Source organism: Belnapia mucosa (genome assembly GCF_016775475.1).
Taxonomy (GTDB): Bacteria; Pseudomonadota; Alphaproteobacteria; order Acetobacterales; family Acetobacteraceae; genus Belnapia; species Belnapia mucosa.
In genome coordinates this window covers 100,862-111,747 of record NZ_JAEUXJ010000015.1, presented here as the reverse complement: position 1 = coordinate 111,747, position 10,886 = coordinate 100,862, and the positions used below count along the sequence as shown (strand labels likewise).

The following is a 10,886-nucleotide window of genomic DNA, read 5'->3' as shown; positions in this document are numbered from 1 at the left end:
TGCTGTCGGACAGCAGCGTCAGGTCGAGTGGGTTATGACGACGCAGGTGCCAGCCGCGTCGCGGTAAGTACATCCGCGCACAGCTCTCATTACCCGACCGGCTTCTTCCACGTCGACATCGTCGAGATCAGAACCGAGCAAGGCAAGCTCCACCTCTTTGTCGCCATTGACCGCACTCCGAAGTTCGCCTTCGCCCAGTTGCACGAGCGGGCCACCACGCGGGTCGCGGGCGACTTCCTGCGGGCTCTCCTTCAGGCCGTGCCCTATTGAGTGCAGACCGTGCTCACCGACAATAGGATCCACTTCACCACGCCCGGCAACATCGCCTCGGCCGCATCGCTCATCCGCGAGGCCGCGGATTGAGGCGAACTCTTCCGCGCCCACTCCTTCGAGCTCGCCTGCGCGCAAAACCGCATCGAGCACCGCCTGACCAGGCCTCATCACCCGTGGACGAACGGCCAAGTCGAAAGGATGAACAGGACGCTGAAAGAGGCTACCGTCCGACGCTACCACCATGGCAGACACGACGAGCTCCGCAGCCACCTTGCCCTGTTCCTCGACGCCTACAACTACGCCAGGCGGCTCAAGACGCCGAAGGGCCTCACCCTCTACGAGTTCATCTGGCGATCATGGGCCACCGAGCCCCACTGGTTCACCGCAGACCTGCACCACCAGATGCCGGGACCAAACATCTAGGCCAGGGACTTCCGGACCTCGTCCCGGATCTCGCCCATCAGCCGGGCCTTCAGTGTGCCGAATTCCGGAATGGTTTTCATCGTCCAGTCGCGCGGATAGGGCAGGGGCACCGGCACCTCCGCCTTGATCCGCCCCGGCCGCGCCGACATCACCAGCACGCGGTTCGCAAGAAAGATCGCCTCGTCGATGTCATGGGTGACGAAGAGGACCGTCTTCCGGTCCGCCTCCCAGATCTCCAGCAGCAGCTCCTGCATCAGCTCCCGCGTCTGGTGGTCGAGGGCGCCGAAAGGCTCATCGAGCAGCAGGATCTCCGGATCGTTGGCCAGCGCCCGGGCGAGCGCCGTGCGCTGCTGCATGCCGCCCGAGAGCTGCCGCGGCCAATGCCCCTCGAAGCCGCGGAGGCCGGTACGGGCGATGAAGCGTGCCGCGATCTCCGCCTGCTGCGCCTCCGGCAGGCCACGTTCCCGCAGGCCGTAACGGATGTTTTCCTCGACCGTCAGCCAGGGGAAGAGCGTGTAGGATTGGAAGACCATGCCGCGATCCGGCCCCGGCGCCGCGACGGCCGTGCCATCCAGCAGCACCTGCCCCGCGGTCGGCCGGTCGAGTCCGGCGACGATCCGCAGCAGCGTCGATTTGCCGCAGCCCGAGGGGCCCAGGATGGCGACGAATTCGCCGGGCGCGACCGAAAGATCGGTCGGTTGCAGCGCCAGGGTCGGGGCGGCACGGCGCTGGGTGGGGAAGGTGCGCGTCACCCCCGCGATGCGAAGCGTCTTGGCCGACATCTACAGCACCGCCCAGGGAAACAGCCGCCGGTTCGCCGCCTTGAACAGCAGGTCCGTCACCAGCCCGATGATGCCGATGACGGCGATGCCGAAGATCATCTGCCCGGTATCCAGCAGGCGTTGGCTGTCCATGATCATATGGCCGATGCCGCTGGTCGCGCCGATCAGCTCGGCGACGATCACATAGGTCCAGGCCCAGCCGAGCACGAGGCGCAAGGTCTCGGCGATCTGCGGCGCCGCGGCTGGGATGACGACGCGCCGCAGGATCGAGAGCCGGCCGGAGCCGAGCGTCCGCGCCGCCTCCACCAAGTCGGGCCGTGTCGCCCCCGCCACCCCCGCCACCATGATGACCAGCTGGAAGACGCTGCCGATGACGATGACGGAGAGCTTCTGCGCCTCCCCCACCCCCGCCCAGAGGATCAGCAGCGGGATGAAGGCGGAGGCCGGCAGGTAGCGGGCGAAGGACAGGAAGGGCTCAAAGAAGGCCTCGATCGGCTTGAAGGCGCCCATCAGCAGCCCGAGCGGCACGGCGACGGCGGCGGCGATGAGGAAGCCCCCCACCACCCGCCAGATCGTCACCGCGATATCGCCGAGGAAGCCGAATTCCGTCAGCAGCGACCAGCCCGCCAGCAGCGTCTTGCCGGGCGAGGCGAGGAAGAGCGGCGGCACATAGCCGCCATAGGTCGCCACGCCCCAGGCCGCGATGAAGACGGCGAAGAAGCCGGCCCCCAGCGCGATCCGGGCGCCGGGCGAGACCGGCTTGAGTGGTTCCATCAGCCGAGAAACTGCGTATCCAGCAGCTTCGAGAGATCGACATCGCTGCGGACGACACCGGTTTCCTTCTGCACTTCCAGCGCCTTGCGCTGGAATTCCGGCAGGCCGGCGGCGACATAGGCTTTGTTCATCGCCTGATTCTGCCACTCGATATACTGCGCGCTGGCCTTGAAGGCCTCGCCCGTCTGGTTCACCCGCTTGCCCATGATCTCGAAGCTGCGGTCCGGCTCCGCCTTGATCATGGCGAGCGCGTCGTACCAGCTCTTCACCACCCGCCGCACCGCCTCCGGGTTGGCCTGGATGAAGGCCGGCTGGAAGGCGAGGGTATCGACCACGCAGGGGTGCTGCACCGTCGTCGCCAGGATGCGTCCCTTGTCCTCGCCCATGCCGCGGACCTGGGAGAGATAGGGTTCATAGGTCGAGCAGGCGTCGAACTGTCCGGCGACGAAGGCCTGCGCCGCCGGCTGCGGCGCCAGCGTCGCGGTGGTGACGTCTTTGATGGAGACGCCATTCTCCCGCATCATATAGGCGAGGACGAAATAGGGCGTGGTGCCGGCGCCATCGACCGCGACGGTCTTGCCCTTCAGCCCGGCCCAGCCGCCGATGCTCGGCCGCACCGCCACGCCGTCGCCGCCCTTCGAACGGTCAAGCACCAGGACCTGCACCAGCGGCGCCGCGCTCGCCCAGAGGATCATGGTGTCGACCGTCGTCACCACGCAGTTCAGCGCGCCGGAGACGAGAGCCAGGTTGCGCTCGCGCTGGGGGACGAATTTGGTCTCGACCTCCAGCCCGTTCGCCTTGAACAGCCCTGCCTGCTCCGCCAGCGTCAGCGGCGCGAAACCGGTCCAGCCGGACATGCCGATGGTGATCTTCGGGAAGCTCTGCGCCCGCAGGAGGGCAGGCGTCGCAAGGGTGGCGGCGGAGGCGGCCAGGAGGCTGCGGCGAAGCATGGGGTTCGGGTTCTCCCTCGGGTCGGGGGAGAAGCTATCGAACCGCCCCGGCGGCGCAAGACATTCTTGCGCCGCAGCAATCCGCGGGTCTCAGATATCCGGGTTCAGCGTCGCGCTGCTGCCGAAGGGCCGGCTGTCCGGCAGGTCATCGGCGCTGCGCGGCGCATCCGGCGCGGCATCGACACCCTCGCAGGCCGCCTTGATGGCGCCGAGGGTGCGTTCCATGGCCAGCCGCATGGCATGGTCCACCGCGCCTGATTCTTGTTCCATCTGCTTGGCGACAGCGGGGTCCGGCGTGATGCTGAGCCGGATCGAGACCTCGGCGCCGCCATCGGCCTCCTGCACCTCCATCTCCCCGCCATAATCCTTCATCCGGTCGGAGCCCCAGCGCATCCGCCGCGCCTCCGGCTCCAGCTTGATCCAGCCCTCGTCGTGATAGGCATGGCCGTGCGCCTCGCCCTCCATGGCGATGCGGCCGGGACCGCGCTGCTCCACGCGGTTGACGGTCTGAAGGTAGCGCGGCATGGCCGTGGGGTCTGAGAGGAAGGCGAAGACCTCCGCCGCGGGCCGGTCGATTCTGATCCTGCCGGTGAACTCGCCCATTCCTGCCTCCTCCGATTGCTGTGGCAGGAACGCCGTGCGGGGCTGCCCTGTTCCCGGCCGGCTTGCCGCTCCCCGCCGGGGATGCGAAGCAGCGGCCCATGCCCCCCGCCGACATCCCCGCCCGCTGGCGCCGTGCCCCGCAGAATCGCTGGGCCTTCAACCATGTGCCGGAGATCCTGCCGACCGCGACGGCCGCCCCCGGAACGCCGGCGCCGCTGCCGGCCTGCCCGGTATCCTTCGAGGATTTCGTGGTGCCCGCGCTCCGCGGCCGCAAGCTGAGCCTGGCCGAGTTCCTGGCGGCGACGGCGACGGATGCCATCCTCATCCTGCAGGATGGCCAGGTGGTGCTGGAGCATTACGCGGAGGAGGCAGCGCCGGACCGGCCGCATATCCTGATGTCAGCCACGAAGTCGGTCACCGGCCTGGTCGCCGGCATCCTGGCCGGTGCCGGGCGGCTGGCCATCGACGGCCTCGTCACCGATGTGCTGCCGGAGCTGGCCGGCACCGCCTATCGAGGGGCGACGCTCCGCCATCTGCTCGACATGCGCTGCGGCGTGGCGCTGGACGATGCGGCGCAGCGCGCTTATGCCGCCGCCGCCAATTGGGACCCGGTGCCGCCGGGCACCGAGCCGGACAACCTGCACGACTTCTATCGCGGCCTCGCGGTGCCGCACCATCCGCATGGCGGGCCCTTCCGCTATGTCTCGGCCAATACCGACCTGCTCGGCTGGGTCATGGAGCGGGCGACGGGCGAGCGCTTCGCCACCCTGCTGGAACGCCTGCTCTGGCGGCCCATGGGCGCCGAGAGCCCGGCCCATGTCACGCTCGACCGGGCCGGCGCACCGCGCTGCACCGGCGGGGTCTGCGCTACGGTGCGGGACTTCGCCCGGCTCGGCCAACTGGTCGTCGAGGGCGGGCGGGGGATCATCCCGGCCGGCTGGATCGCCGATATGGAGACGGGCGGCGACCATGAAGCCTGGCGGCAGGGCGACTTCTCTGCCGGCGCCTTCTCCCGCCTGCGGATGAAGTATCGCAGCGGCTGGTATGTGATCGACGAGGAGCCGCGGATTCTTTTCGCCATGGGGATCCATGGCCAGAACCTCTTCATCGACCGCGCCAACCGCCTGGTCATCGCCAAGCTGTCCTCCCAGGACAACCCGATCGATGCCGAGGCGATTGGCCTGACCCACCGCTTCCTGCCGGCGGTGCGGCGCTACCTGGTGGGCTAGGCCCGCGCCCTGCGCCGCGCGCCGCCGCGCCGCTTCTCCGGGTCGTAGCCGCCGCCGCCGGGGCCGAGCGGCTTCGGCTTCCAATCCGCCTTCGGCCGGCCGGGCTTGGCGCCCGGCTTGGGGGCGCTGTCCTGCAGGCTGCGGCCGGCGAGGTTCGGCTCCAGCCCGAGATCCAGCGCTTCCATCCGCTTGATCTCGTCGCGCAGCCGGGCGGCCTCCTCGAATTCCAGGTCGGCCGCAGCGGCGCGCATCCGCTTTTCCAGATCGGCAATGGTCGCCCGCAGGTTGCTGCCGATGAACTGCGCGCTGGCGTCGCCCTCGACTGCCTCGACCGTCACATAGTCCTGCTCGTAGACCGACTGCATGACATCGGCGATCTGCCGCTTGATGGTCTGCGGCGTGATGCCGTGCTCGGCATTCCAGGCCATCTGCTTGGTGCGGCGGCGCTCGGTCTCCTCCAGTGCCTTCCGCAGGCTGTCGGTCATGCGGTCGGCATAGAGCACGACCCGGCCCTCGGCGTTGCGCGCGGCGCGGCCGATGGTCTGGATCAGCGAGGTGGCGCTGCGCAGGAAGCCCTCCTTGTCGGCATCGAGGATGGCGACCAGCGTGCATTCAGGGATGTCGAGCCCCTCGCGCAGCAGGTTGATGCCGACCAGCACGTCGAAGACGCCTCGGCGGAGGTCGCGGATGATCTCGATCCGCTCCAGCGTATCGACATCGGAATGCAGGTAGCGGACCTTGATCCCCGCCTCGTTCATGTATTCGGTCAGGTCCTCGGCCATCCGCTTGGTGAGCGTCGTGACGAGGACGCGGCCACCCTTGGCGATCTGGTCGCGGCATTCGGCCAGCAGGTCGTCCACCTGGCCCTCGACGGGGCGGATCTCGGTGACGGGATCGACAAGGCCGGTCGGGCGGATGACCTGCTCGGCAAAGACGCCGCCCGTCTTCTCCATCTCCCAGGGACCCGGCGTCGCGCTGACGAAGACCGTCTCGGGCCGGTAGGCCTCCCACTCCTCGAATTTCAGCGGCCGGTTGTCGGTGCAGGAGGGCAGACGGAAGCCGAATTCGTTCAGCACACTCTTCCGCGCGAAGTCGCCGCGATACATGCCGCCGAGCTGGCCGATCGTCACATGGCTCTCGTCCACCACCAGCAGCGCGTTCTCGGGCAGGTATTCGAACAGCGTCGGCGGCGGCTCGCCTGGCTTGCGGCCGGTCAGGTAGCGGCTGTAATTCTCGATCCCCTTGCAGGAGCCGGTGGTCTCCAGCATCTCGATATCGAATTGCGTGCGCTGCTCCAGCCGCTGCGCCTCCAGCAGGCGCCCGGCCTCGTGCAGCTCCGCCAAGCGCTGCTTCAGCTCCGCCTTGATGGAGATGATGGCCTGCTGCATCGTCGGCCGCGGCGTGACGTAGTGGCTGTTGGCGTAGATGTGGACGCGCTGCATCTCCGCCGTGATCTCGCCGGTCAGCGGATCGAATTCCTTGAGCCCGTCGATCTCGTCGCCGAAGAGGTTGATGCGCCAGGCGCGGTCCTCGAGATGCGAGGGCCAGATATCCACCGTCTCGCCGCGGATGCGGAAGGTGCCGCGGGCGAAGAAGGCGTCGTTGCGGCGGTACTGCTGCTCGACGAGGCCCTTCACCAGGACGTCGCGTTCGATCCGCCCGCCGAGCTCGAGCTTCACCACCATCCGCGAATAGGTCTCGACCGAGCCGATACCGTAGATGCAGGAGACGGAGGCGACGATCACCACATCGTTCCGCTCCAGCAGGGACTGGGTCGCGGAGTGCCGCATGCGGTCGATCTGCTCGTTGATCTGGGCGTCTTTTTCTATGTAGGTGTCCGTCCGCGGCACATAGGCCTCGGGCTGGTAGTAGTCGTAGTAGGATACGAAGTATTCGACCGCGTTCTCGGGGAAGAAGCTCTTCATCTCCCCGTAGAGCTGCGCGGCCAGCGTCTTGTTCGGCGCCAGGATCAGCGTCGGCCGCTGGAGCTGCTCGATCACCTTCGCCATGGTGAAGGTCTTGCCCGAGCCGGTGACACCGAGCAGCACCTGGTCGCGCTCGCCGGCCTTGAGGCCCGCGGTGAGCTGCTTGATGGCCTCGGGCTGGTCGCCATTGGGCTCGAAGGGGGAGACGACCTTCAGCCGCCGCTCCGGCGGCGGGGCGGGCCGCTTCGGCGGGTAGAACATCACGGGCGGGAGGATCTGGTTCATCGCCCCCTTATTTTGGCCTTCCGGGAGGCCAAATCCAGGGCGGAGTCACCCCCGCCCTGGACTGGATTCAGCGGCGGCTGCTCAGCATGCTGCTGATGACCCAGGTGGCCGCCACGGCGATGCCGATCGCCAACAGCGGCCGGGACCGCGTCACTTCCCGGATCTGATCGGCCACGTCATAGGCCGCCTCGCGCCCGTCCCGGGCATAGCTGGTGGCGTAACGGGCCGCGTCATTCGCTGCCGGGGCCAGGCGCCGCTCCACGAGGTCCTCGAGCTGGCCCCAGAGCCGCGACAGCTCGCCCCGGGCGTCGTCGCCCCGGTCGCGCAGCGTGCTGCCGGCATCGCGCAGGTTGCTCGATGCACGGCGGCCATAGCGCTCGGCATCGTCGCGCACGTCATCGACGCGGGAGCGGAGGCTGGACAGGAAACCATCGGCCATCGGAACTCTCCATTTCGGTTCGCCCTCTAACGGCCTTGCCCGCCCCGGGTTCACCGCCCACCCGCCCAGCGTTACAAGCCGCCATGATTCCCACCCCAGTCGCCATCATCGGCGCCGGCCCCGCGGGGCTGATGGTGGCCGAGGTCCTGGCCGCGGCCGGCGCCGCGGTCACCGTCTTCGACCGCATGCCGAGCCCGGGCCGCAAACTGCTGATCGCCGGCCGAGGCGGGCTGAACCTGACCCATTCCGAGCCGCTGGAGGCATTCCTCGACCGCTACGGCCCGGCGCGGGTGCGGCTGGAGCCGGCCATCCGCGCCTTTCCGCCCGCTGCCCTGATGGAATGGGCCGAGGCGCTCGGCCAGCCGGTCTTCACCGGCAGCAGCGGACGCGTCTTCCCGCGTGCCCTCAAGGCTTCGCCCCTGCTGCGCGCCTGGCTGGCACGGCTGGCGGGGCAGGGGGTCACGCTCCGCACCCGGCATCGCTGGCTGGGCTGGGACGCGGCCGGCGCCTTGCGCTTCGCCGCACCGGAGGGGGAGGTCACCTTCTGCCCCGCCGCGACGCTGCTGGCGCTGGGTGGTGCCTCTTGGCCGCGGCTGGGTTCGGATGGCGCCTGGGTCGGGCTGCTGCCCGGCGTGGCGCCGCTGCGCCCGGCCAATTGCGGCTTCCTGCTGCCCTGGTCGGACCACTTCCGCCGTCGCTTCGAAGGCCAGCCGCTGAAGCGCATCGCGCTGGAATTCGGCGGCCAGCGCGTGCGGGGGGAGGCGGTGGTGACGGCCAGCGGGCTGGAAGGTGGTGCCGTCTATGCCCTCTCGGCCCCGCTGCGGGAGGCGATCGCGGCCGAGGGCACGGCCACCCTCCGCCTCGACCTCCGCCCGGATGAGGCGGCGGCGGCGCTGGCCGCCCGACTGGACGGGCCGCGGGGCGGCCAGTCCCTGGCGAACCATCTCCGCCGCGCGGGTCTCGCCCCCGTCGCGATCGGGCTGGTGCAGGAGGCGCTGCATGCCGGCGCCACCGATCCGCTCTCCCGCCTGGTGAAGGCGCTGCCGCTGCGCCTCACCGCGCCGGCCGGGATCGAGCGTGCCATCTCCTCGGCCGGCGGGGTCCGCTGGGAGGAGGTGGATGGGCGTTTCATGCTGCGCGCCCGGCCGGGAGTCTTCCTCGCCGGCGAGATGCTGGATTGGGAGGCGCCGACCGGCGGCTACCTCCTCCAGGCCTGCTTCAGCACTGGCGCCGCTGCGGCGCGCGGGCTGCTGGACTGGCTAGCCGAGTAGGATATCCCCGGCGCCCAGGGCCGCCTTGGCGACATGGACCAGGGTAAGGCTGTCGCCATTGCCGAGATCGATGACGGCGCTGCCGGCGCGTTCGGTGATGGTGCCGAGGCTGGTAGAGCCGGTGAGGCGGATATGGTCGACTCCAAGGGTGAAGTCGCCGATCAGGCTGGCGCCATGGCCGATCAGGAACAGGTCGGCGCCCTCGCCGCCGAAGAGCGTATCGTTGCCGCCGCCACCATCCAGCGTATCCGCACCGGCTCCGCCGAGGAGCCAGTTGGCGGAAGTGCTGCCGATCAGGCTGTTGTCGCCGGCATTGCCGCGGCCGAAGAGGGTGGGGCCGAGCAGCACCAGCGCCTCGACATTCTCGGGAAGGGCGAAACCGCCGCCCGGGATGCCGGCCATGACGGTGTCGGTGCCGTTGCCCGGCGCCTCCAGCACCCGATCCGCGCTGGTGTCCGCCCGGTAGACATCATTGCCCGCGCCGCCGACCATCACATCCACCCCGGTCCCGCCATCCAGCGTATCCGTGCCCTTGCTGCCGATCAGCAGGTCGTCCCCGCCGCTGCCGCGCAGCAGCCCGGCACCCTGGAGCCGGTCATTGTCCGGCGTGCCGATCAGCGCATCCAGCCCCACGGCATTGATATGGCCCGAGGCATCCAGCCAGCCGGCGGTGCCGGCCTGGAGCAGCCAGGTCCCGGCGGCGGTGCCGTCCGTCACCCAGATCGAATCGCCATGATCGGAATCGATCGCCCGGAACAGGGCGAAGCCATCGGCCACCACCATGTCTGAGGGGTAGGACGCACCGAACGGATTGATGTCCTTCAGCAGATGCGTCCCGGCGGCGGTGCCATCCGTCGCCCAGAGTTCGGTGCTCTTGCTGGTCCCGTCATCGGCGGAGAAGAGCACCCAGCCATTGACCACGCCGAGCGGCACCGGATCGCTGCCATCCATCCCCTTGTTGATATCGGTGAGCATGACGGTTCCGGCGCTGGTGCCATCCGTGACCCAGAGTTCCGGCCCATTTTTCCCGTCATCCGCCTGGAAGAAGGCCTTGCCGCCGAGCACCACCACCGCCGGCGTCTGGAAGACGATGTCTACCGAGCCGAAATTCGGGAAAATGGATTTCAGCAGCCTGGTGCCGCCTGCCGTGCCGTCGGTGATGTAGGGCTCCGCCCCGGTGCCGTTATCGGCCCAGAACAGCACCTTGTTGCCGAGCAGGGTGAAGCCGGTGGCGCCGCTGCCGCCCACCGGCGCCAGATCCACGAGGAGATGCGTTCCCGCCGCGGTGCCGTCCGTCACCCAAGGCTCCGCCCCGTGCAGCCCGTCATCCGCCTGGAAGATCACACCGCCCGCAAAGCTGGTCGGAGCGGAGATCTCGGAATCGAGCGGTCCCGGAGCGATATCCACCAGCAGCTTGGTGCCGGCAGCTTTCCCGTCGGTGACCCAGAGCTCCTCGCCCGCCGCCACGGTGCGCGCGGTGAAGACCCAGCCACCATTGGGCAGGGCAGTGAACTGCCCGGGCGCGGAGCCGCCGGCCCCGGCCATGATATCCTTCAGCAGCACGGTCCCCGAAGCCGTGCCATCGCTGATCCAGGTCTCCGTCCCTGCCGCGGCGGTGGTCGCGGCGAAGACCACCCGGCTGCCCGAGGCCGCGAAGCCGCCAGGCGCGGAGCCACCCGAGGCGGCGAGATCAGCCAGCAGCACTGTCCCCGCCGCGGTGCCGTCGCTGATCCAGGGCTCGACCCCATGCACCCCATCATCGGCGGCAAAGACCACCCCGCCATTGAAACCGGCGAGGCCGCCCGGAGAGGCGCTGCCGGATCCCGGCTGGATGTCCCGCACCAGATAGGTGCCGGTCGTGGTGCCATCGGTGATCCACAACTCCGTCCCGAGGCCAGTCGTCCGCGCGAAGAGGATGCGCTTGCCCGCCAT

At 69.2% G+C, this 10,886-nt stretch carries 9 protein-coding genes and 1 pseudogene; 3 read left to right on the top strand and 7 right to left on the bottom strand.

Features of this window, described 5'->3' with window-relative positions; genetic code table 11:
• Nucleotides 1–90 precede the first annotated feature (90 nt).
• A pseudogene (locus JMJ55_RS31190) lies at nucleotides 91–696 on the top strand (DDE-type integrase/transposase/recombinase); the annotation flags it as partial.
• Here JMJ55_RS31190 and JMJ55_RS24645 read toward each other — a convergent pair.
• From JMJ55_RS24645 to JMJ55_RS24630, 4 genes are all read right to left on the bottom strand, one after another.
• Nucleotides 693–1,478 carry an ABC transporter ATP-binding protein gene (locus JMJ55_RS24645; protein WP_202828268.1) on the bottom strand — a complete coding sequence of 262 codons (786 nt, stop codon included), beginning with the start codon at nucleotides 1,476–1,478 and terminating at the stop codon, nucleotides 693–695. The pseudogene JMJ55_RS31190 and the gene JMJ55_RS24645 overlap by 4 nt on opposite strands.
• On the bottom strand, nucleotides 1,479–2,252 hold the full coding sequence (locus JMJ55_RS24640) for an ABC transporter permease (protein WP_202828267.1): 774 nt from the start codon (nucleotides 2,250–2,252) through the stop codon (nucleotides 1,479–1,481). It abuts the gene before it with no gap.
• Nucleotides 2,252–3,202 (bottom strand): ABC transporter substrate-binding protein, encoded by a 951-nt coding sequence (locus tag JMJ55_RS24635; protein ID WP_202828266.1) that lies wholly within the window; start codon nucleotides 3,200–3,202, stop codon nucleotides 2,252–2,254. Before JMJ55_RS24635 ends, JMJ55_RS24640 begins: the two co-directional genes overlap by 1 nt.
• Nucleotides 3,203–3,292: 90 nt before the next feature.
• On the bottom strand, nucleotides 3,293–3,805 hold the full coding sequence (locus tag JMJ55_RS24630) for an SRPBCC family protein (RefSeq protein WP_202828265.1): 513 nt from the start codon (nucleotides 3,803–3,805) through the stop codon (nucleotides 3,293–3,295).
• Between the two features lie 98 nt (nucleotides 3,806–3,903).
• On the opposite strand from JMJ55_RS24630, the gene JMJ55_RS24625 reads away from it, so the two are divergent.
• Nucleotides 3,904–5,034: a serine hydrolase domain-containing protein gene (locus JMJ55_RS24625; RefSeq protein ID WP_202828264.1), complete on the top strand. Its 1,131-nt coding sequence runs from the start codon at nucleotides 3,904–3,906 to the stop codon at nucleotides 5,032–5,034.
• Here JMJ55_RS24625 and uvrB read toward each other — a convergent pair.
• Both uvrB and JMJ55_RS24615 read right to left on the bottom strand, forming a co-directional pair.
• The gene (gene uvrB / locus JMJ55_RS24620; protein WP_202828263.1) at nucleotides 5,031–7,244 is read right to left on the bottom strand and encodes an excinuclease ABC subunit UvrB; all 2,214 of its coding nucleotides are present in this window, start codon (nucleotides 7,242–7,244) and stop codon (nucleotides 5,031–5,033) included. The two genes, JMJ55_RS24625 and uvrB, sit on opposite strands and share 4 nt — an antisense overlap.
• Nucleotides 7,245–7,311: 67 nt before the next feature.
• On the bottom strand, nucleotides 7,312–7,683 hold the full coding sequence (locus tag JMJ55_RS24615; RefSeq protein WP_202828262.1) for a hypothetical protein: 372 nt from the start codon (nucleotides 7,681–7,683) through the stop codon (nucleotides 7,312–7,314).
• A gap of 83 nt (nucleotides 7,684–7,766) precedes the next feature.
• Between JMJ55_RS24615 and JMJ55_RS24610 the strand changes: the two genes are divergently transcribed.
• Nucleotides 7,767–8,954: a TIGR03862 family flavoprotein gene (locus JMJ55_RS24610; RefSeq protein ID WP_202828261.1), complete on the top strand. Its 1,188-nt coding sequence runs from the start codon at nucleotides 7,767–7,769 to the stop codon at nucleotides 8,952–8,954.
• On the opposite strand, the gene JMJ55_RS24605 is transcribed toward JMJ55_RS24610, so the two are convergent.
• Nucleotides 8,943–10,886, bottom strand: coding sequence for an ELWxxDGT repeat protein (locus tag JMJ55_RS24605; protein ID WP_202828260.1), 1,944 nt, complete (start codon nucleotides 10,884–10,886; stop codon nucleotides 8,943–8,945). The two genes, JMJ55_RS24610 and JMJ55_RS24605, sit on opposite strands and share 12 nt — an antisense overlap.